The 20,433-nt window shown below is 46.1% G+C and carries 21 protein-coding genes and 1 pseudogene; 15 read left to right on the top strand and 7 right to left on the bottom strand.

Going from position 1 to position 20,433, the window contains the following annotated elements; genetic code table 11:
• Positions 1–56 precede the first annotated feature (56 nt).
• On the top strand, positions 57–947 hold the full coding sequence (locus IQ270_RS18685) for an ABC transporter permease (RefSeq protein WP_193974673.1): 891 nt from the start codon (positions 57–59) through the stop codon (positions 945–947).
• A gap of 210 nt (positions 948–1,157) precedes the next feature.
• The gene (locus IQ270_RS18690; RefSeq protein WP_193974655.1) at positions 1,158–1,547 is read left to right on the top strand and encodes a hypothetical protein; all 390 of its coding nucleotides are present in this window, start codon (positions 1,158–1,160) and stop codon (positions 1,545–1,547) included.
• Positions 1,548–1,751: 204 nt separating this feature from the next.
• Here the strand turns inward: IQ270_RS18690 and IQ270_RS18695 are convergent, their stop codons facing one another.
• The gene (locus IQ270_RS18695) at positions 1,752–2,501 is read right to left on the bottom strand and encodes a class I SAM-dependent methyltransferase (RefSeq protein ID WP_193974656.1); all 750 of its coding nucleotides are present in this window, start codon (positions 2,499–2,501) and stop codon (positions 1,752–1,754) included.
• 428 nt (positions 2,502–2,929) lie between these two features.
• Here IQ270_RS18695 and IQ270_RS18700 point away from each other — a divergent pair.
• From IQ270_RS18700 to IQ270_RS18725, 6 genes and pseudogenes are all read left to right on the top strand, one after another.
• Positions 2,930–4,249 (top strand): annotated as a pseudogene (locus IQ270_RS18700) (adenylate/guanylate cyclase domain-containing protein); the annotation flags it as partial.
• Positions 4,250–4,530: 281 nt separating this feature from the next.
• Positions 4,531–5,943, top strand: a complete 1,413-nt coding sequence (locus IQ270_RS18705; RefSeq protein WP_193974657.1) for an adenylate/guanylate cyclase domain-containing protein — start codon at positions 4,531–4,533, stop codon at positions 5,941–5,943.
• 197 nt (positions 5,944–6,140) lie between these two features.
• The gene (gene bioA, locus IQ270_RS18710; protein WP_193974658.1) at positions 6,141–7,445 is read left to right on the top strand and encodes an adenosylmethionine--8-amino-7-oxononanoate transaminase; all 1,305 of its coding nucleotides are present in this window, start codon (positions 6,141–6,143) and stop codon (positions 7,443–7,445) included.
• Between the two features lie 17 nt (positions 7,446–7,462).
• Positions 7,463–8,500 (top strand): biotin synthase BioB, encoded by a 1,038-nt coding sequence (gene bioB / locus IQ270_RS18715; protein ID WP_193974659.1) that lies wholly within the window; start codon positions 7,463–7,465, stop codon positions 8,498–8,500.
• Positions 8,501–8,628: 128 nt separating this feature from the next.
• Positions 8,629–9,240 carry a class I SAM-dependent methyltransferase gene (locus tag IQ270_RS18720; protein ID WP_193974660.1) on the top strand — a complete coding sequence of 204 codons (612 nt, stop codon included), beginning with the start codon at positions 8,629–8,631 and terminating at the stop codon, positions 9,238–9,240.
• 156 nt (positions 9,241–9,396) lie between these two features.
• Positions 9,397–10,074 (top strand): SDR family oxidoreductase, encoded by a 678-nt coding sequence (locus IQ270_RS18725; RefSeq protein ID WP_193974661.1) that lies wholly within the window; start codon positions 9,397–9,399, stop codon positions 10,072–10,074.
• Positions 10,075–10,234: 160 nt separating this feature from the next.
• Here the strand turns inward: IQ270_RS18725 and IQ270_RS18730 are convergent, their stop codons facing one another.
• The gene (locus IQ270_RS18730; RefSeq protein ID WP_193974662.1) at positions 10,235–10,714 is read right to left on the bottom strand and encodes a hypothetical protein; all 480 of its coding nucleotides are present in this window, start codon (positions 10,712–10,714) and stop codon (positions 10,235–10,237) included.
• Between the two features lie 82 nt (positions 10,715–10,796).
• Between IQ270_RS18730 and petN the strand changes: the two genes are divergently transcribed.
• The 4 genes from petN to IQ270_RS18750 all read left to right on the top strand — a co-directional run bounded on the left by petN (position 10,797) and on the right by IQ270_RS18750 (position 12,474).
• Positions 10,797–10,886, top strand: coding sequence for a cytochrome b6-f complex subunit PetN (gene petN, locus IQ270_RS18735; RefSeq protein ID WP_071883976.1), 90 nt, complete (start codon positions 10,797–10,799; stop codon positions 10,884–10,886).
• A 92-nt stretch (positions 10,887–10,978) separates the two neighbouring features.
• Positions 10,979–11,572, top strand: a complete 594-nt coding sequence (locus tag IQ270_RS18740) for a DJ-1/PfpI family protein (protein WP_193974663.1) — start codon at positions 10,979–10,981, stop codon at positions 11,570–11,572.
• A gap of 386 nt (positions 11,573–11,958) precedes the next feature.
• Positions 11,959–12,195, top strand: coding sequence for a DUF167 domain-containing protein (locus IQ270_RS18745; protein ID WP_193974664.1), 237 nt, complete (start codon positions 11,959–11,961; stop codon positions 12,193–12,195).
• Positions 12,196–12,285: 90 nt separating this feature from the next.
• The gene (locus IQ270_RS18750) at positions 12,286–12,474 is read left to right on the top strand and encodes a CsbD family protein (protein WP_193974665.1); all 189 of its coding nucleotides are present in this window, start codon (positions 12,286–12,288) and stop codon (positions 12,472–12,474) included.
• 111 nt (positions 12,475–12,585) lie between these two features.
• Here the strand turns inward: IQ270_RS18750 and IQ270_RS18755 are convergent, their stop codons facing one another.
• The 5 genes from IQ270_RS18755 to IQ270_RS18775 form a co-directional block, all read right to left on the bottom strand.
• Complete coding sequence (locus IQ270_RS18755) at positions 12,586–12,840, bottom strand: DUF4926 domain-containing protein (RefSeq protein WP_193974666.1); 255 nt, start codon at positions 12,838–12,840, stop codon at positions 12,586–12,588.
• Between the two features lie 36 nt (positions 12,841–12,876).
• Positions 12,877–13,086, bottom strand: a complete 210-nt coding sequence (locus IQ270_RS31185; protein ID WP_228056485.1) for a DUF6883 domain-containing protein — start codon at positions 13,084–13,086, stop codon at positions 12,877–12,879.
• 414 nt (positions 13,087–13,500) lie between these two features.
• The gene (locus tag IQ270_RS18765) at positions 13,501–15,465 is read right to left on the bottom strand and encodes a calcium-binding protein (RefSeq protein ID WP_193974667.1); all 1,965 of its coding nucleotides are present in this window, start codon (positions 15,463–15,465) and stop codon (positions 13,501–13,503) included.
• 6 nt (positions 15,466–15,471) lie between these two features.
• Positions 15,472–15,657, bottom strand: coding sequence for a hypothetical protein (locus IQ270_RS18770; RefSeq protein ID WP_228056486.1), 186 nt, complete (start codon positions 15,655–15,657; stop codon positions 15,472–15,474).
• Positions 15,658–16,106: 449 nt separating this feature from the next.
• On the bottom strand, positions 16,107–17,240 hold the full coding sequence (locus IQ270_RS18775) for a cob(I)yrinic acid a,c-diamide adenosyltransferase (protein WP_193974669.1): 1,134 nt from the start codon (positions 17,238–17,240) through the stop codon (positions 16,107–16,109).
• Between the two features lie 231 nt (positions 17,241–17,471).
• Between IQ270_RS18775 and fraC the strand changes: the two genes are divergently transcribed.
• The 3 genes from fraC to IQ270_RS18790 all read left to right on the top strand — a co-directional run bounded on the left by fraC (position 17,472) and on the right by IQ270_RS18790 (position 20,359).
• The gene (gene fraC, locus IQ270_RS18780) at positions 17,472–17,993 is read left to right on the top strand and encodes a filament integrity protein FraC (RefSeq protein WP_193974670.1); all 522 of its coding nucleotides are present in this window, start codon (positions 17,472–17,474) and stop codon (positions 17,991–17,993) included.
• A 5-nt stretch (positions 17,994–17,998) separates the two neighbouring features.
• On the top strand, positions 17,999–18,997 hold the full coding sequence (locus IQ270_RS18785) for a DUF5357 family protein (RefSeq protein WP_193974671.1): 999 nt from the start codon (positions 17,999–18,001) through the stop codon (positions 18,995–18,997).
• Between the two features lie 588 nt (positions 18,998–19,585).
• A complete protein-coding gene (locus IQ270_RS18790) occupies positions 19,586–20,359 on the top strand; it encodes an ABC transporter permease (RefSeq protein ID WP_193974672.1) in 774 nt (257 codons plus the stop codon).
• Positions 20,360–20,433 lie beyond the last annotated feature (74 nt).

The following is a 20,433-nucleotide window of genomic DNA, read 5'->3' on the forward strand; positions in this document are numbered from 1 at the left end:
CCAATACCCCCAGACTTGCTACCCTAAAGATAGTGAGATTTAATCAACAAGCAATTATGAGCGGTACTGTTACATCCCCCAACAACCTCAACCAGCAGCGGCCACTCGCCACGCCATCCCCTGACACTTCGAGTTCCCTGCTGGGCGACTTCATCCAAGAAACACTCGCCTTAACCAAACGCCTGTTTATTCAATTGCAGCGTCGCCCCTCGACGCTAGTTGCAGGCATTATTCAGCCGCTGATGTGGTTGGTTTTGTTCGGCGCGCTGTTTAAAAATGCTCCCGCCGGCTTGTTCGGCGAAAGCCAAAATTACGGACAATTTCTCGGCGCGGGTGTAATCGTTTTTACAGCTTTTGCTGGAGCGCTGAATGCCGGTTTGCCGATCATGTTCGATCGCGAATTCGGATTTCTCAACCGCCTGTTAGTCGCGCCCCTAGCTTCCAGATTCTCGATCGTCCTAGCTTCGGCTATTTTCATCGTCACCCTCAGCTTTATCCAAACAGGGGCAATTGTTACAGCGGGAGCCTTTTTGGGTTCGGGATTCCCTGGAATTGCTGGACTGGGCGCGATCGCCCTCATAGTCCTGCTGTTAGTTTTGGGAGTTACGGGTTTGAGCCTCGGTTTAGCCTTCGCGCTTCCCGGTCACGTAGAATTAATCGCAGTAATTTTTGTTACCAACCTGCCGCTGTTATTTGCCAGCACCGCCCTCGCGCCGCTGTCGTTTATGCCAGAGTGGCTGCAAGTTGTAGTGACTCTCAATCCTCTCAGTTATGCGATCGAACCCATCCGCTATTTGTACCTGCACGGCGATTGGTCGCTAGCTAGCGTCGTCATGCAAGCTCCTTGGGGTACAGTCACCTTTGGAGGAGCATTGTTAGTATTGCTAGCCTTTGATGTCGTAGCGCTGCTAAGCATTCAACCGCTGCTGCGCCGCCGGTTTGCTTAGATCGCACGGCGGTTGAAACCGCGTCTATACAAACGATGTCAGCCGGGCGCCGACTGAAAAAAATAACGTAATTTCAGCTAATCTTCTTCAACCCGCGGAGGCGGGTTTTGTCTATGTAGACGCGGTTTCAACCGCCGTCTTCGTTTATTAGCTGTCAGTCAGAATATTGTTGAGATACAATTGTTTTTTTGAAAGTAGAACTAATAAATTATGAAAGCCAAAACTTCTCGATCGGGCAAATTGATGATACGGATTGCTGCAAGCGCGATCGCCACCTGTGCTATTTTATCGCCTCAAACAAGCTTCGCTCAAGCCAGCAATTTAAACAATAACAATGCCCAACCGCTGCAAGACTTTCAAACTCAAGACAACACCGACCCTTTTTCCGGCCGCAGCAGCGGCAGCGGAATATTTGATTTAATTCACAGATCCCGACTGGGAAACGGTCGCAGCATGGAAGAATTCAATACCGAACAGCGCCAAAATTTGAACGATGCCGCCGCAGAATTTCGGAACAAACAGCGCCAACTACTCGAAAAACAAGCCGTACCTGCACAAGGGGCGATCGCACCCACAGAAATTACCGCCCCCGCCCCTTAAATTGATTTCTTAGTCCGCGTAGGCGGACTTCGTTTATGTAGCAGCGGTTTCAACCGCCGAGTTTTAATCTTGATTTCTTAGTCCGCGTAGGCGGACTTCGTTTATGTAGCAGCGGTTTCAACCGCCAAGTTTTAATCTTAATTTCTTAGTCCGCGGAGGCGGACTTCGTTAGTGTAGCAGCGGTTTAAACCGCCCAAATTAGTCTTAACTAACAAATCCCCCAAACACCGACATACCGTAATACTTCCAAGGAACCGCCACAGTCTCAAATCCCGCATTTGCCAACATTTCCAACTGTGCTGCAAGTGTAGCTAGGCGATCGGGATTAGAATACCCGTAAGAAACACTCGTCCCCACCTTTGCCCTAATTTGTGCTAAAGTTTCCCCCTGACTCAGAGCCCAATCTTCCCGCGCCGCTCCATAAATATCCTTCATTGCTGCTGATTCTGCCAAAACAGGATCGGCATTCCAAAAACAGCCGCCAGCAGTTAAACTTTCCCGAATCCGTTCAAACAATTTCAGCTTCATCTCATCCTCAAGATGATGAATTGCCAGAGACGAAATGGCAGCATTAAATTTATCCCCCAAACCTGAAAAACTTGGATTGTTCGCCCATTCTCCAAAATCCAATTCTATGCCAGTCCACCGAGCTGCATATCCTGCCGCCTCTATTTTGGCGCGGGCAAAATCCAGCATTCGCGGCGAATAATCCACAGCAACAATTTCCGCAGACTCGTAACGTTGCAGAACTTTTAAACTCAGTTCCCCCGTACCGCAGCCGAGTTCTAAAATGCGGCAGTTGGTACTAGCAATGCAGCCCGTTAATACATCCAACATTTCGTCATATTTCGGCAAAAGTTGCCGAATGCCAGTATCAAAATCCCCAGTATTTACGAAAACTTCTCCCGGAAAGATTTCCTTGTTCGCAGGTGAGACAGTAGAGTCAGAATTCACGATCGCCAACCATAAACTACAATTGTTATCCTAACCGAGATATAGCAAAAAGTGCGCGAAGCAGCCAGCACCTATACTCAACTCAACTCAAAACCTTTATAAAGTTATGCGTACTTTTACGATTCGGCAAAACACTCGCCGTTAACAATAATTAACCGCCCCTTGCACTCGGAGAGTCTTGTTTTACCCCAAGCGCTAGCAAAACAGCCTAAAAAAACAGTGTTATGTTAGTAGTGAATAAAATCAAATCAAGCTTCAACCTCACACTTGAGGATACCATGCGCCAGTTGATTTCTCGCATTCTGGCTGCCATCAGCCAATTAATTTACAAACGAATTCTCCTTGCGGTGACAATTTTATTTTGCGTAGGTGTAGGAGTAGCGATGGCAAATATGTCTCGTCTTTCCTCCACCCTCATCGAATCGCAAGCCCTCCAAAATGCCACCCTCTACGCCCAAGCTCTTAAAGAAGCCCGCACCCTTTACAGTTCCGATGTTGTTAATCCTCTAAAAACCGCTAAAGCGATTAACTTGACCCACGACTACAACCCGACAAAAGTAACAATTCCCGTACCCGCTACTTTTTTAATAGAACTCGGCAACCAGATAGCCAACAAAAATCCCGAAGTCTCAGTTCGTCTGTACAGCAACTACCCGTTTCCCTGGCGGCAAAAAGAAGGTGGCGCACGAGACGATTTTGAACGTCAAGCTATTACCTATTTGACCAAAAATCCCACAAAAAACTTTTCCAGAATAGAGGATTTTCGTGGCACACCAGCATTTCGATATGCCGAGGCAGACATTCTAACTTCTAGCTGCGTTAACTGTCACAATACTCACATCTACAGTCCTAAAACTGATTGGAAAGTAGGAGATGTCCGGGGGATCTTAGAAATTACTCAACCCCTGCAAACCATCACTAAAAAGACTCAAAGCGGACTGAAAAACCTGTTTTTTGTGTTAGCAGGACTTTCAACTTTAGGCATCGCAGGATTAACTTTATCTATCAGCAGGTTGCGCCAAAATGCTAAACAATTAGAACAGCGCGTCAGGGAACGCACGGCACAATTGCAAGAGACTAATGTAGAATTGTTGAAAGAACAGGAAAAGTGCGATCGCCTGCTGCTCAATATTTTACCCGAATCCATTGCAGCTAAGTTAAAAGACGGTCAAAGCAGTATAGCTGACGGCTTTGCAGAAGTCACGATTTTGTTTGCAGATATCGTCGGCTTTACCGTACTTTCAGCACAAATATCTCCCGAAGAATTGCTCGATTTTCTCAACGAAATTTTTTCAGCCTTCGATGGTTTGACCGAAAAGTACGGCTTGGAAAAAATCAAAACAATTGGAGATGCTTACATGGTAGTCGGAGGTTTGCCAAATCCCAGCACCAACCACGCCGAAAAGATTGCGGAAATGGCCTTAGATATGCAGGACGAATTAGCGAAATTTAATGTCAAACATGATTCAGGAATTAACATTCGCATCGGCATCAATACCGGGCCTGCCATTGCAGGAGTTATTGGCACTAAAAAATTTATTTACGACCTCTGGGGCGATGCCGTCAATACAGCAGCTCGCATGGAATCCCACGGAATTGCCGGCGCGATTCAAGTCACACAATCAACTTACGATATTTTGCAAAATAAGTATCTGTTTGAAGACAGAGGAATTATCCATATCAAAGGCAAGGGCGATATGAATACTTATTTGCTTGCAGGCAGGTTAGTCAGCGCAGTTTCGGTTTAATTTGTTTATTATATTATTAAGGGGCTAGCCAATACGCTTGGGATCAGAAGACCGGGCGGTTGAAACCGCTTCTACACAAGCAAAACCCGCCTCCGCGGGTTGAAGAGCGGGCGATTAAAATTAGGTTATATTCTTTCTTCAGTCCGCGGAGGCGGACTTCGTTTGTGTAAACCTGGTTTCAACCGCCGTCTTATCTTCGTCGAAAAACCCAAAATTTATGGCGATCGATCGGGTTTTTTTTCCTATATCCTAAATTAGCCACTTGCCAAATAGTAAATTTTATGTCATCGCGCATTTTATCATTTTTGGATTTTTTCAAATCTCGTTTGTCTAGGCAAATAGCTTTGTGGGTATTTGCTAGCATTCTTGTCATAGAGGGAATTATTTTAGTTCCCTCTTATTTTCGGCGCGAAAATGAACTTTTAAGTCAATTGGAACAGCTATCTCGGACGACTGTTGATTCTCTTGAGTTTTTGATCGCACAAGATATTTCAGATCGCACTTTATTTCAAGAAGAAGTAAAAAATATTACTAAGGATTCTCAAGTAGTATTAGGAGTATCTATTTACCAAGCTAACGGTGAGCTAATATATACACTTGGCGAACCGCCTAAAATCAGTTTAGATGAACTGAAAATTGCTCGTATAGTTCACAAGCACAATTTCGATCGCAATCGCTACGATGTGGCTTGGACTGAGCGACATTTGGGAGGAGATTACATCTTAATTGTGCGCCACGATGCTTCCACCGTTCAACCGGAACTCTACGCATTTATCGGACGAATTGCTGTTCTAGTCATCATTATATCAGCCTTTGTCACTTCTGTGACTATGTTTTTTTTAGGGGTGACAGTAATTGCACCAATCTTGAGATTGCGCGATGACTTGCTCGCTGCTGGAGGCGCTTTGAGCAAAGATCGAGAAAAACCTGATTTCTACTCTCTGTCTGTCAAGCGCGATGACGAGTTGGGAGAAGTCATGGTCGCTTTTAATCAAATGTTTCACCGAGTCTACCAGGAAATCGCACAGCGGAAAGAAGCTGAGGAAATATTGCGCGCCGAACAAGAAAAGTCGGAACGTTTATTACTAAATATCTTACCAGCAACGATTGCCGATCGCCTAAAACAAGGCCAGATAAATATTGCAGACGGATTTGCCGAGGTGACGGTTTTGTTTGCTGATATTGTGGGCTTTACCGAAATATCCTCCCGCACGTCTCCTCAAGAATTAGTCGAATTGCTTAACAAAATATTTTCAGCTTTCGATAGCTTAAGCGAAAAATACGGCTTGGAAAAAATTAAGACCATCGGCGACAATTATATGGTAGCAGGCGGTTTACCACTTCCCTGTACAAATCATGCAGAATCTATTGCCGAAATGGCCCTAGAAATGCAGCAAGAAATTATGAAATTACGCGACGAATGCGCCCAACCTCTGAATATCCGCATTGGCATCAATACTGGGCCTGTTGTGGCAGGTGTCATCGGCACTAAAAAGTTTATTTACGATTTGTGGGGAGATGCTGTGAATACAGCAAGCCGCATGGAATCTCAGGGACTTCCAGGTAAAATTCAAGTTAGCATTTCAACTTATAAGTTGCTGTGCGATAAGTATTTGTTGGAAAAACGCGGTAAAATTAATGTTAAAGGTAAAGGAGCAATGACGACTTATTGGCTGAAAGGCAGAAAAATGTAACTGATAAATTCAACCAGTGGTGGGAAATACTTGATAAGGCGGTAGACTTTGCAGTACAGATTTTTTTAACGAACCGCGAAGACGCAAAGGAAACAAAAAAAGAAAAGAGAAGAACAAATAAAAGCAGATAAAGGGTTCACGATTGAGTTAGAATTGCTATGTTAAAATGCAGGTCTATCTTATTGGCAGGAGTAAAGATGACGGCGAATAAAGAACATAATTCTTCGAGTTCACCGATTTGGCAGCCCTTCACGCAAATGAAAACTGCTCCTGCGCCGCTGAAGGTAATTCGCGGCAAAGGAACTCTGCTGGAATTAGAAGATGGGCGGCAAATTCTTGATTGCATTTCTAGTTGGTGGGTGACAATTCACGGGCACAGTCATCCGGTTCTTGCTGAAGCTCTTTACGCACAAGCTCAAAAGTTGGAACACGTAATCTTTGCGGGATTTACTCACGAACCTGCACAGAAACTTGCTGATAAATTGATAAGTCACACGCCTGCTTGTTTGACGCGAATCTTTTTTTCGGATAACGGTTCGACTGCTGTTGAAGTTGCTCTGAAAATGGCTTTTCAATATTGGCGCAATCTCGGAGAGACTAACCGCACTAACTTTATTAGTTTTGAGGGAGGTTATCACGGCGATACTGTGGGCGCGATGTGTGCTGGCAGAAGTTCGGTGTGGTGGGAGCCTTTTGCGCCTTTAATGTTTCCTGGGGATGTTGTGCCTTTTCCGGCGACTTTTGACGGGGATGCGGAGGTGGAAAGCAAGGAGGCGGAGAGTTTGGAGAAATTGGAGTTTTTGTTGCAGCGGGGCGGCTGTGCGGGCATTTTTATTGAGCCTTTGGTGCAAGGTGCTGGGGGAATGCGAATGTGCCGCCCTGAGTTTTTGCGGGCGATCGCACAAATGACCCGTCAGTATAATGTATTGTTGATTTACGATGAAGTGATGACTGGTTTTGGGCGCACGGGCGAACTGTTTGCCTCGGTTAAATCTGGAACTGCACCGGATATTCTGTGTTTGTCTAAGGGATTGTCTGGCGGCTGTTTGCCACTTGCTGTCACAATGGCTTCGGAGCATATTTATCAAGCTTTCTGGCGAGATGAATCGGACAAAGCTTTTTATCACAGTCATTCTTACACCGGAAATCCGTTAGCTTGTGCGGTGGGTGTAGCATCCTTGGAGCTTTTGGAGCAAAACCCAAATATGTACCAAGGGATGGAAAAACTCCACCGCAAATACCTGAATCAATGGCTGAGAAATCATCCTAAATTGGAACGGATTCGGACTTGCGGCACCATTGCAGCAATGGATGTGAAAACCGAAAGCAGTTCCGGTTATTTTAATGACATCGCTCCTATGTTGAAAGCCAGATTTCTCGAAGCGGGGTTTTTGCTCCGCCCCTTGGGAAATACGGTATACTTAATGCCTCCCTACTGCATTTCTCCTGATGAACTAGAATCGATTTATCGGGTAATTGGTCAGGTTTTGGATACTTTGTAAACACTTTAATTTTAGTAATGAATTTACCCAATTGGAATAATTTGGCTGACGACGCGCTGGCGGGCAAATGTCTCTCTCGCGAGCAATCTTTAGCTGTATTGCGCGCACCGGATGAGGTTTTGCTGGAACAACTAAACGCAGCTTATCGGGTGCGCCGCCACTACTGGGGAAACCGCGTCAGACTGCACTATTTGTTAAACGCTCAAAGTGGCCTTTGTCCTGAAGATTGCCATTATTGTTCTCAGTCGAAAATTTCGAGTGCGGAAATTGAGAAATATCCGCTTTTAGCTAAGGAAAAAATTCTGGATGCCGCCCAACGCGCCGCAGATTTAAAAGCAGGTACGTTTTGTTTGGTAATTTCCGGCCGCCAACCGAGTGCATCTACTTTCGATCGCGTTTTGGATGCTGTCGAGACTGTGAAGGCCAATTATAACCTGAAAATTTGCGCTTGTTTGGGGTTGTTGAGCCAGGAACAAACTCACCGTTTGGCTAAAGCTGGAGTCGATCGGGTAAATCACAATCTGAATACTTCCGAATCGTACCACACGGAGATTTGCACAACTCATACTTTTGGCGATCGTACAGAAACCGTCGAAAACGTCAAAGCAGCCGGAATCACAACTTGTTCCGGCGGAATTTTGGGGATGGGCGAATCGGATGACGATGCGATAGACTTAGCACTTTCCCTGCGAAAATTGGGCGTTACTAGCGTGCCGGTCAACTTTTTCATTCCGATTCCCGGAACGCCCTTTGCAGGTTTAAACACATTAAATCCCCGCCAATGTTTGCGGATTCTCTGTATGTTCCGATTTTTGCTTCCCAGCCAAGAAATTCGGATTGCTGGGGGACGGGAAGTGCATTTGCGTTCCCTGCAACCCTTGGGACTCTACGCGGCTAATTCGATCTTTGTGGGCGATTATCTGACGACTCCCGGACAAAGTGCCAATCAAGATTGGGACATGATTCGAGATGCAGGATTTGCGATCGAATCTCCCGAAGGTCAGACGGCGGTTGAAACCGCGTCTTGTCAAACAATGTCCGCCTGCGCGGACTAAAGAATATCGCCTAATTTTCAGCGCCAATTCTTCAACCCGCGGAGGCGGGTTTTGTCTGTATAGCCGCGAATTATATTCGCCCGGTCTTCTGAATTAACCAAGATCAAATAATACAATAGGGGGAAATTGTGGACAAACGCGAAGAAATTACGATCGCAGAATACCAAGCAACCGCCGAATCTTTCCGAGAAGGAACATGGCATCACGACGTATCCCAAAATCGATCTGCACTCACCGCTGCCATGCCCCGCAATCCCGGTAAAATCCTCGATATAGGATGCGGCCCCGGACGAGATTTAGTAGCGTTCAAGAGCCAAGGACACACAGTTGTCGGCTTAGATGCAACTCCAGCTTTTGTAGAAATAGCAAAAAAGTTATCCGGCTGCGAAGTTTGGCAGCAATCCTTTCTAAATCTCGACTTGCCAAACGCAGAATTTGACGGTATTTTCGCCAATGCTTCCCTGATTCACGTTCCCAGCGACAAAATGGTGAAAGTGCTCAAAGATTTGCAAAAAGCCTTAGTTATTGGCGGTGCAATTGTCATGTCAATGTGCCGGGGAAACTGGGAAGGCTACGACGAACGACCGACCGGAAAACGCTACACAGCAGGATGGGAATACGAAACTTTAGCACCTTGTTTAGAACAAGCAGGATTTGCAATTATCAGCCACTACTACCGCCCCCCCGGCTTACCGCGCGAAGCTCAATCTTGGGTAGTCATGGTTGGCAAAAAAATCTGACAAAAATCCGGAATTACCAATCTTTCCCCTCTCTTCCTCTGCGCCCTCTGCGCCCTCTGCGGTAAAAAAAACTAATTCACAAATTCACAGAGAATTGTTGTATAATACTCCCCAGTCAAATACACCAATTTCTGCACAAATTAAAACCAAACTTATATGACAGAAAAAATCCACATTTTTTTAGCAGGTGCTAGCCGAGGCGTCGGCTTAGAAATAGCCAAATGTCTCGTAGCACAAAAGATGCAAGTAACTGCACTTTTGCGATCGCCCGCAAGCAGCACCGAATTAGAAACAATGGGCATCAAAGTCGTGACTGGCGACGCTTTAGACGCAGCGGCTGTAGAAGCTGCAATGGCTGGCGGCGAACCAATTCATGCCGCAATCAGCACCATTGGCGGCTTACCAAAAGATGGGGAAAGAGCCGATTATTTGGGCAACAAAAACTTGATTGATGCTGCTGTCAAAGCAGGCGTGCAAAAATTTATTTTAGTTTCATCCATCGGTAGTGGCAACACTGCTGCGGCTTTGCCACCGCAAGCTTTAGAAACTTTGCGTCCGGTGTTAATTGAAAAGGAAAAAGCCGAAAATCATTTGATAGCAAGCGGGATGATTTATACAGTGATTCGTCCGGGCGGACTGAAATCGGAACCTGCAACGAGTAATGGTGTGTTAACAGAAGATTGTCGGGTGGCGGGAACAATTCACCGGGCGGATGTCGCCCAGTTAGTTTGTCAGTGTTTAGTTTCGGATGCTGCTAACAATAAAGTTTTGTCGGCAGTTGACAAACAAATGGTTTATGGCAATCTAGAATATGAGGTATTGCGCTTGGGATAATACCGGGCGGTTGAAACCGCGTCTATACAGACACTCACGCGCCTCCGCGGGTTAAAGAATTGACCGTTAAAACACATACATTATCCTCTCTTTGTCCGCGAAGGCGGACATTGTTTGTGTGCCCGTAAACTCTTCGGTTTCAACCGCCGTCTTATCTGAGTTAAGAATCAAAAGGTTTAATCAACGATCGCCCGATCGCCCAATCCAACACCAAACCCGCGATCGCAAACAATACCACACTCTCTGCACTACGAACAGCAAACGGCAATAACTCTTGCAAAGCCGGCATTTTCCCCGCATCAAAAAACAATCCAGCATCCAACTGTCCAAAAGCCCGCACCAACCCAAAAGCCAACACCACACCCGATTTAAGCTGCGGGTTAACATCGCGGCGGATCGCATAGCGGTAAGTCACGCCGAACAAAAAACCGCCCAAAAGTGCGATCGATCCTCTCAATCCAAAATTTAGGTCAATTTCCCTGACCTGCAAACCCGCCAGAGCATCCCACCACTGGGCTAAGATTAAGGTGTTAACAAGGGCGATCGACCCAAAACCCAGCAAACAACACAAAGCAGCAACACTCCCTGCTTTCAAAGATTCTACCCGCTCAGCGGAACTAAAATTTGACGAGTCCTTCACAGCGCCCTCATTTCAAAAATGGCTCAAATTGACTTATGATAAGGTTTGGAGTCACTTTGTACAGTTTGTTCAATAAATAGCTATGGATATTTTGTCACTCGGTTGGGTTTCGGTGCTAGTTTTGTTCTCCTTCTCAATTTCAATGGTAATTTGGGGCCGCAACGGTTTCTAAATTCCAGAATAGCTGGCGGGGCAGGCTTTTTAACTGCCCTGCATTTTTTTTTAATCCTATTTAAGCAAATCAAAATAACAGGACTTACAAAAATGACTGCCAAAAAAATTTTAATGCTAGTCGGCGACTTTGTAGAAGACTACGAAGTAATGGTTCCCTTTCAAGCACTGCAAATGGTAGGTCACACCGTCCATGCAGTCTGCCCGAACAAAGCCTCCGGCCAAACAATTCGCACCGCAATTCACGACTTTGAAGGAGACCAAACCTACAGCGAAAAACCAGGTCACAATTTCACTTTAAACGCGACTTTTGACGAAATCAATCCCGCCGATTACGACGCTTTGATCGTCCCCGGAGGAAGATCCCCAGAATACATCCGCCTCAACGAACAAGTGCTGCAAATTACCCGTTACTTTGCCAACAGCAAAAAGCCGCTCGCATCTATTTGTCACGGCTTGCAAGTCCTCACCGCCGCCGGCGTGCTCGAAGGCAAACGCTGCACCGCATATCCCGCTTGCAGCCCAGACATCCTGCGGGCCGGCGGCAAATATACAGAAGTTCCCGTTACCGAAGCCGTCGTCGATGGCAACTTAGTCACCGCCCCCGCGTGGCCGGCTCATCCTAACTGGCTAGCTGAATTTCTCAAAGTTTTGGGAACAAAGATCGAACATTTAGATAGTTATTAGTTATTGGTTATTGGTTATTGGTTATTGGTTATTGGTTATTGGTTATTGGTTATTGGTTAGTTGTTAGTTGTTAGTTGTTATTGGTTATTGGTTATTGGTTATTGGTTAGTTGTTATTGGTTATTGGTTATTGGTTATTGGTTAGTTGTTATTGGTTATTGGTTAGTAGTTATTGGTTATTGGTTATTGGTTATTGGTTAGTTGTTATTGGTTATTGGTTATTGGTTAGTTGTTATTGGTTATTGGTTATTGGTTATTGGTTATTTGTTAGTTGTTAGTCATATTGTTTCCAGTTGCATCGGAATAATAAAATCGATTCGACAGTCAACAGTCAACAGTCAACAGTCATGAAGAGTGCAACCGGAATTGATATTAGTTATTAGTCAAATGAAAACTTTCACCGTCAAAGTCAAACCAAATTCAAAACAGCAAAGCATCGAACACCAACCCGACGGCAGCCTGAAAGTACATCTCAAATCGCCGCCAGTCGATGGAAAAGCCAATCAAGAATTAATTGTGCTGTTGGCGAAAAAGTTTAAAGTGCCGAAATCTGCGATCGCGATTAAATCCGGTTTTTCCTCCCGCAATAAACTTGTGGAAGTTCCAATCGAACCATCAACTTAGAAATTAAGTTCAGCACAAATCTATCTAAAGACGGATTCAGACTCAACTTTAAAATCCTATCTTAGTAGTTGTAGAGCTTAAAAAAAAATAATGAGCATTGAAAATAGAGTAGAAGCAACAGCTAAGAATATTGAAGGCAAAATCCAAGAAGCTGTTAGCGAAGTTACAGGCGATCAAAAAGATAAATTAGAAGGTCAAGCCAAGCAGGACCAAGCATCAGCCATGCACCTGAAAGAAGACCTCAAAGATAAAGCAAAAGATATTGTAGACAAAGCTTAGTGAAAGTATTTGCTAAAATCTTCCTGCCTACTCAATCCCGCAAACACACAGTTTGCGGGATTTTTTTGAGAGATATTTTTTAGAGGCGATCGAGATTATTGCTGGCAAAATTCATCGGCTAACGGCCCCTACAGATTCTACTAACTCATAATGTAAAAGCATTAATTTTGTGGCGGAAATTGTTTCCATTGCATAAGTTGTGCCATCTTGATGAGAAAATTCTACCTCAAAAGCACTGCCATAAAATTCCATCACCACAGTTCCTACTTGTCCTTTAGATAATTTAATGATTTGTTTTGTTTCAAAATGGGTTGCTTCTAAATCTTCAGTTAAAGCAACGATATCTAGGTCTTTAATTGTTTTCATTGTTTTTACCTCATTTTTTGACGGGATAACAACTTGTTAATCTGGGGAAAGTTTCACCTGGACAATCCAAGCTGCTAGAATCAGAGATTCACCTACTTCGGTTTTCAGCAAGAATTTGATGTTGTAATGTATTCCGTATTCGTTGTTTTTTTGAACAACAACATCTTCGTTGATAGCAACTTGTTTTAAAGCTTGTTTGAGCATTTCAGCATTTTTTAGGGTAATGCCTAACTTACTGGCAAACAAAACAGCTTTATTTTTTCCTTCTTGATGATTCGGATTTAGAGAATATTATTCTATTTTATTGCCTAAATCTGCTAGATGACCATTGGGCAGTTTCACTATTAATAACTTTTTTTCAAGGACAAAAGAGAATATTAGTCGGCTACAATAATCGACTTTTACTCATATGTCAATTATATCGTCTTTGAGTTGGGCGGCTGGTTTATCAACATGATTGATGGGTGGCAAAATCGATCGGTGAATCCGCCCTTCCTTTCAATGCCCAATGCCCAATGCCCAATGCCCAATTCCCAATTCCCAATGCCAATAAAAAAGCTAGGGATTCATATCCCTAGCTGGAAACATAGCACAATTAGTTTTTAGAGTTGGCGCGGGCGATGGATTTTTCCAAACCCGCCTTACCCGCTGCCACCTAAATTAAATCAGCACAATATCAGTCACAGTCAATCCTGGTCTGCCGTTGAGGTTTGCCAGTGTAACGGCTGCCTGCGATCCTGAACCGTCTGGATCGAACAACAAGCGACCCGTGTTGTCGTCTGCGCCCAGTCGATTTTCATAGATCAGGAGTGGTGATTGCCCATTTAGCCCGCCCTGACCGTTGTACGACCCGTTGTCAAGCACTAAGAACTGTGAGGAACCAGGTCGGCTTGGCCCATTCACCGTACCAAAGCCGAAGGCACTGCTATTCAAGACTATCTTGTCTTGGCCGACCACAAAATCACCGATTTGGTCTGGGTTGGTACCCAGTGGCGTACCGAGAGTGACGCCCTCGCCGAAGTTGGCGTAGTAGAAGCTGTCATTGCCGTTGCCACCAATCAGGGTGTCTGCACCGGGCCCGCCGCCGAGAGAGTCGTTGCCGTCTCCTCCGAACAGCATATCGTCCCCGAAGCCGCCCAACATTGTGTCGTTTCCACCGCCAGCATTTAAGGTATCGTTCCCGTCAACTCCTGCGACAGGAAGACTGGTGGGGCCGCCGAACAGTATGTCGTCCCCAGCACCGGTAGTGATCACATCAGTGCCGTTGCCGCCGATGATGAAGTTGCTGCCTAAGTTATCGGTAATGACGTTTGGGGTTGATTGAGCGCCGATAAAGTTGACACCGGTAGCGTAGGAGATGGTGTCGTTACCGCCAAGGGTGCCAATTAATCGATCGCGCGTGCCGCCAAACAGGATGCTGTCACTGCCTTCACCGCCGTTCATGAAGTTGATGACGCCGACGGTGCTGTTGCCAATTAAGACATCATTGCCCAGACCGCCGTCGAGAGTAATCAGCCCAGCATTAGTACCGGCAAAAGAGGCATTGAGCGTATCGTTGCCATCTCCACCGCTGGCTTGAGTAAAGATGCCGCTCATGCTGTCATTGCCTTCGCCACCGATCATTGTATCAGTCGAAAAAGCTGCCACGATCGTGTCGTTGCCCGAGCCGCCGTCGAGCAAGTTCCGACCGGCGAAGCCTGGAAATGAACTCGATGCGCCTACACTCGAAAGTGCTGACACCGTGGCCGACACGATGAAGTCGTCGCCTCCACCTCCGAGGGCGGTATCCTGCGTGGCAAAAACGTTGATCGTGTCGTTGCCGTCGCCGCCGTCAAAGAAGTTTCTGCCGCTGCCAAAGTCGCCGATCGCCCCGTAGAGGGAATCGTTGCCCCCACCGCCGATCAAAGTCGTTCTCTCAATGCCGATCGTGATGACGCTGGAAGAAAACGGGCTCGACTGGGTAGAGTTGGTAATGACTAAGATATCGTCGTCTAGATCGCCCGACAGGTAGCTGCTGCTGGCGACACCTTTTAGGGTGTCCTTACCTCTACCGCCGAAGAGACTGTCTCTTACATTGATACCTACAACCAAGTCGTCGCCCAAGTCGCCCCGCAAGTAGTTGCTGCCTTCATTGCCAGCGAAGCCAATAGCCAAGCCACCCGGTAAAGAGAGGTTGTTGCCGCCCCCTGCGATGAAGAAGCCGATCGCGTCATTGCCCTTGCCGCCGTACAGCGAGTCTCTTCTCTGCGCCCCTCCCAGCATCGTATCCGCGTCCTCATTACCAAGCATGAGGTTCGCTTCGACAGTACCTTGCATGAAGTCTTCTCCCGCACCGCCGTACAGCGTAGCGCGGGCTTCAGCGACTATGGTGTCATTGCCTCCGTCGCCAAGCAGCAAGACCGGAGTCCGCTGGGATCTGATTGAGTCTTCGTCATCGCCGCCGTATATGGTATCGTTCGGGCCGACCGAAGTCAGGGTATCGTTATCGGCTTGGCCAAATATTAAGCTGCCGCCCAGGGTGGAAGTTCTGATTAAATCCGCCCCAGCTCCGGCGAATATTGTATCCGGGCCCAGTCCCGGAAGGTTTAAATCTAATTGATTAGGATCGTCACTTAAAGTTGTCATACAGCTTCACTCCTCTACTTGTTGGTCATCGCTTTCGCGACTGCAGACACTGCCTCGAACACCGAATGTTTGGATGCCGCTGTAGTTTAACCTGTTTGCCAGCCGCAAGTCTAGCCTAGTGGTGTTAACTCTGTTTAGACTTTCTCCCTCGCCGACTTTTTGGTTGTAAGCTTTTATTTTCAATGTCTTCACCCTTTAATAATCCTTGTGCAATCTCTCAGGTGCTCACGCTCTCTTATGACGCGGCTCTTATTATTAATGTTCCGTTCTGGATTGGCGGTCGGGGATCGCGTCTGGGGGAGGAAATTAAAGATTAATCAAAAGATTAATTAAAGGTAGATCCAGGCGATCTCGAAGACAAGGAAAAATTGGGAGATTAGTTAATTGATCACAAGACTTTGTGGCAATTTCCGGTTTCAGAGGCAGGGCCGTCTTTAAATAATTATGGTACGGGTCGAATTCGCCAACCGCTCAGCAGGGCTGTTTCATTCTTTTGTGGGGGCGGCAAATAGTGGCTGCCCCGGTTTCTCGCCAAACACCTACCATATTGTGGATGGGGAGGGTCGGCACTCCGGGCAGGACAAGAGTCAAAACCCTGGTTTTCCAGAGCAATCTTATAGTTTGGAGTACCGCTTTGGGGTCTAAAAGTCTACACCCCGCTTGAGTTCTACGCCCCGATCGCCGTAGTGTTTGTGACAGTATACCTCGGAGTGTACGCTTGCTAAATCAAAGTAAGCGTGGGGTTTGTGACAGCGCCCCGTGATAATGATTTCTGTATCGCGGGGCTTCCGCAGCAGGGCTTCGACGATCGGCTCTACCGGCAGCAGTTCTAAGTCTACTGCGGGATTGAGTTCGTCGAGCACGATCGTTTTGTACCAGCCGCTGGCGATCGCCGTTTTGGCGATTTCCCAGCCGCGTTCTGCTTCGATCGAGTCTAGCTCTTGCTGTTGTCCCCGCCAAACTATAGCATCTCGGCCGCACCGTTGGTGATCGACTAGTTGCGGGTAACTTTGCCGCAATGCTGCAATTGCCGCATCTTCTGTATAACCGGTGCCGCCTTTGAGCCACTGCACGATTAACACCCGGTGAGATTGGTCTTGGCTGATACCTTTGCCTATTGCCTGCAACGCTTTCCCCAAGGCGCTCGTAGACTTACCTTTGCCGGCTCCGGTGTATATTTCGATACCCGAAATATTGTACTCTGCCCCTGCTGGGCGATCGTGGCGTTTCATTTCTGAGTGCAAGTCGGCAATATCCAGCAAAGCTTCGGGGGCTGCTCGGCCTGTGGCGATTACTTCTAAATATGCTGGTTTGTTTTTGAGGGTTTGGACTATTTCGTCAATTGGTAGCAAACCTAAGTCCAGTACGGGGTTTAGTTCGTCTAACACTACGACGGAATAGAGCTCGCTGGCGATCGCTCCTTTGGCGATATCCCAGCCCCGCTGAGCTTCGGCGCGATCGAACCGGGTGATTGCTTCGGCCCCAAAATATTCGGCTCTGCCGGTGCGAACTTGGTCGATTAGGTGCGGAAATGCCCGTTGCAGGGCTTCTATTGCCCCGTCTTCGTCGTAGGAGCGGCCAGGGCCTTTGAGAAAGCGCAGCAACAAAACTCGCGTGGGCGACTCAGAATTGATACCCAGCCCGATCGAGCGCAACACTACTCCCAAAGCTGCCTGAGACTTGCCTTTACCAGCGCCGTCGTAGACGTGAATCTGACCCGCAGCGCGTTCCGAGCGGGATGAGGCTGTCCGAATACCAATGCCATTCCTTACCATAATCAGCAGTTATTTGAGTCTGTCTGGGGGTGGGTATTCGATCACCCGCCTTGAATGTTTAATGTTTTCATTACAGCAGGCGGATCTCAAAAGATTATAGGATACAGTCTAAACGACCTGATTTTCACAAGGGCGATCGAGGACGATTAGGAACCCTGACCTGCGGCTCTTGATTATTCCGCTGGTGCTGTACAATTAAAATCTAACACGGGCTGATATACCTGAAGGCTTATGATTGCAAATGTTTTCCCATTTCGGACTGTTTTGGTGCAAGTTTTAATTATGTTTTTGGCGATCGCGCTCGAATCGTGGTTTCTCCAAAAACTACTGAAACTCGGTCCCAAAACCAGCGTTGAATACACAGCCATCCTCAATCTCGCTTGCACTTGCGTAGGTTGGTTAGTTTTCTTCGGCATTGAAAGCGTTCTTCCCAAAGATTCGCGAGAACAGCTAATCGGTTATATTTTATTAGGCGGAAACTCGAATGTTTACCCTGCCATGACAGTGATAGCAGTTTCCATATTGGCAATAACTTTTTTAGCCAAATGGCAGGGTTTAGAAATCATAGAGAACTGGGTCTTAGGAAATAAAAAAGCTTCCAAACCTCAGTTTTTAGGGCCTCCCACCCTCACACGCCGTCCGATCAAAAAAACTTTTCAAGTAACTACCCAGTTTGGGGCAGTTTTAATTGCCCATACTGTTAGCAATTTCGTTATTTTAACAGTATTGTTTTTGCAAAGCGTCAATAATTGAAATATATGATGAAGCAATTTTTGGATATCAGTCAGCAACTAACTAAGCTGGGGAACAGCGTTTGGGAAACTAATAAAAAAGTCCAAAAGGCGATGATGCCGCCTAGAGTTGTCCACTGGAAGACTCCTTTACTGCTTAGCATCTTTTTAGGTTTGCTGGCAGTGGCGGCAGTCACTGACTTGTGGACGAGAACTCTGATGTTTGATATGAGCTGGTTGTTGTTTGCACTTTCAATGGGTTTGCTGACCAGCCAGAAACCTTTTGTGATTAAAGGAGTAAGTCTGAGTCCGTGGGTGACAAGCATCATAATTGGTCTGTGGTTGCTGATCAGATTGCCGTCGGACAAGAAGGAAATAGCATGGATATCCGGCCCAATTATAGCAGTAGTAATTCTTGCTATAATCAGGGTTTGGAAAAGCGATTCAAAACGGGAAAGTATCAGGGAGTTGATGCGCCCTGAGTTTTTGATGATTACTCTAATTCATGTGACGTTTTCCTGTTGGTTTACCTTTCATTTTTTAGTTCAAAGTTGGATACAACAGTATCCGAGCATTTTATCGCAGGATTTGAGAAAAAGCGATTATGTGGTGACATTTCAACAGCCAACTATTAATCGTTCCCGAGGAGTGGTCATCCTCAATGCAATGGAGCGATACCTAAAAAATGAAGCCAACACAAAACCGTGGCCGCAGATAGAGCAAATGTTAATAGATATTGACAACGAGCGATTTTTTCTGAAAAATCAAGCGTTAGGAACAATTGGGTCAGTCCCAGAAGATGGGAGTTGGGATGTCAAAACTTCGATCGTTCAAGGACAGTCGCGCTATCAGTTAGAGATGCAGGCAACTTGGCTGGGGCTGGTTTTTAGACCGGAAATATATTCGTTTACCAAGTCTTGCGACGTGTTCGACACAGCCAATCGGGGGACTGTAACCTGCGACGCTATCAAACGCTCAAAACCAGGACTGAAAAAAGATGGAACTGCCGGAGACGGTCAAGTTTGAGCCAGTCGTTAGGCTGTTGCGGCATTTAAATTGTAAGTAGAAAGGCCTAAATATTTGTAGTTGGGATGAGGCAGGAGTCAGAAGATAGAATGCAGGAGGGATGAGAGTTTTAGCCTCATTTATCTTTGTTAACATATTTGTGTTTTTTCCCACTGACTTAGTTATGTCAAAAAACAATCTAACAATGAGTGGGGCGGGCCCCAAATCCTGCTCTTAATATACAATTTAAATGCGCGACAGCTTATTTGGTTTGGCAAGGGAGCTTTTGAGGCGATCGCACTCGTAAAAAAGACTTTTTTCTCTGTCAAAAAATGCTTCCCTACTCCGGCTATCGGGGAAATTTTTCCCTCTGAATTCTGACTTGTTTCTTAAACTAAAATAAGGCGAAAATTTCGGTCGGGTTAATAATACTATGTATCAAAAAAAATGCGAAAACAAAAGTGTTGGCAAAACTAAAAGGGAGGGTTGCTTTTTCAAGTCTATTGGTCAGGTGCGGAGCTGTTAGATTGTCGTTGTTATTGGCGGATTTTCTATGATTGCAACGCACCCTGCGGCTACAGTTGCGTAACTTTTGATTGGTAGAACTAGATGAGTTTGAGAAGAATTTTGACAGTTGCGATTAATGTATTTTGGGAAGTGATTCGCGATCGCATCCTTTACTTAATTATTATTTTTGCTCTGTTGATGGGGGCTTCGGTACGGTTGATACCGGAATTGGCGGCGACAACCGAGAAGAAAATAATCTTAGATATCGGTTTGGCTGGTATCAGCATTCTGGGTCTAATTGTCACAGTCTTGGTGGCTACCGGACTGGTCAACAAAGAAATTGAAAAGCGGACTGTTTACCTGTTAGTTGCTAAGCCGATAAGCCGGGCTGAGTTAATTGTGGGCAAGCACTTAGGGCTGTCGGCGGTGCTGGCGGTACTGGTAGCAGCAATGACTGTTATCTATCTGCTTATTCTGAGTTTGAGCCGGATTCCTTACCCTTTGGAAAGCATTTTAATCGCTTCGCTGTTTGTCTGGTTTGAGTTGTGTCTCATGGCCGGTGTCGGGATTTTATTTGGGGTATTTAGCAGTTCGCTGCTGGCAAGTTTACTGACATTTGGCGTTTATTTGATGGGACATTCGACGCGGGATTTGGTGGCTGTGGGTAAGTTAACGAAAAATCCTGGCATTGAACAATTGATGATGGGACTTTATCTGGTTTTGCCGGATTTAGACCGATTCAATTTGAGAAATGATGCTGTTTACGGACAAGTGCCTTACTTGCCTGGTTTGATTACAGATGCTGGCTACGGTTTGCTTTATGTGGTGCTGCTGCTGTCAGTTGCGATCGCCATATTTTCCCGCCGGGAATTTTAAAACGCGCATTGGATACCGCCCGGGCAATGGTTTGATCGTTCGGACTTTAGTCCTCATAATCTGAGGACTAAAGT

Source organism: Microcoleus sp. LEGE 07076, assembly GCF_015207455.1.
Taxonomy (GTDB): domain Bacteria; phylum Cyanobacteriota; class Cyanobacteriia; order Cyanobacteriales; family Microcoleaceae; genus Microcoleus.

Bases quoted from the DNA above. Each gene is read 5' to 3' on its own strand.
- IQ270_RS18685 (WP_193974673.1), top strand. From the start codon at position 57: ATGAGCGGTACTGTTACATCCCCCAACAACCTCAACCAGCAGCGGCCA.
- IQ270_RS18690 (WP_193974655.1), top strand. From the start codon at position 1,158: ATGAAAGCCAAAACTTCTCGATCGGGCAAATTGATGATACGGATTGCT.
- IQ270_RS18705 (WP_193974657.1), top strand. From the start codon at position 4,531: ATGTCATCGCGCATTTTATCATTTTTGGATTTTTTCAAATCTCGTTTG.
- bioA (WP_193974658.1), top strand. From the start codon at position 6,141: ATGACGGCGAATAAAGAACATAATTCTTCGAGTTCACCGATTTGGCAG.
- bioB (WP_193974659.1), top strand. From the start codon at position 7,463: ATGAATTTACCCAATTGGAATAATTTGGCTGACGACGCGCTGGCGGGC.
- IQ270_RS18725 (WP_193974661.1), top strand. From the start codon at position 9,397: ATGACAGAAAAAATCCACATTTTTTTAGCAGGTGCTAGCCGAGGCGTC.
- petN (WP_071883976.1), top strand. From the start codon at position 10,797: ATGGATATTTTGTCACTCGGTTGGGTTTCGGTGCTAGTTTTGTTCTCC.
- IQ270_RS18740 (WP_193974663.1), top strand. From the start codon at position 10,979: ATGACTGCCAAAAAAATTTTAATGCTAGTCGGCGACTTTGTAGAAGAC.
- IQ270_RS18745 (WP_193974664.1), top strand. From the start codon at position 11,959: ATGAAAACTTTCACCGTCAAAGTCAAACCAAATTCAAAACAGCAAAGC.
- IQ270_RS18750 (WP_193974665.1), top strand. From the start codon at position 12,286: ATGAGCATTGAAAATAGAGTAGAAGCAACAGCTAAGAATATTGAAGGC.
- IQ270_RS18755 (WP_193974666.1), bottom strand. From the start codon at position 12,840: ATGAAAACAATTAAAGACCTAGATATCGTTGCTTTAACTGAAGATTTA.
- IQ270_RS18765 (WP_193974667.1), bottom strand. From the start codon at position 15,465: ATGACAACTTTAAGTGACGATCCTAATCAATTAGATTTAAACCTTCCG.
- IQ270_RS18775 (WP_193974669.1), bottom strand. From the start codon at position 17,240: ATGGTAAGGAATGGCATTGGTATTCGGACAGCCTCATCCCGCTCGGAA.
- fraC (WP_193974670.1), top strand. From the start codon at position 17,472: ATGATTGCAAATGTTTTCCCATTTCGGACTGTTTTGGTGCAAGTTTTA.
- IQ270_RS18785 (WP_193974671.1), top strand. From the start codon at position 17,999: ATGATGAAGCAATTTTTGGATATCAGTCAGCAACTAACTAAGCTGGGG.
- IQ270_RS18790 (WP_193974672.1), top strand. From the start codon at position 19,586: ATGAGTTTGAGAAGAATTTTGACAGTTGCGATTAATGTATTTTGGGAA.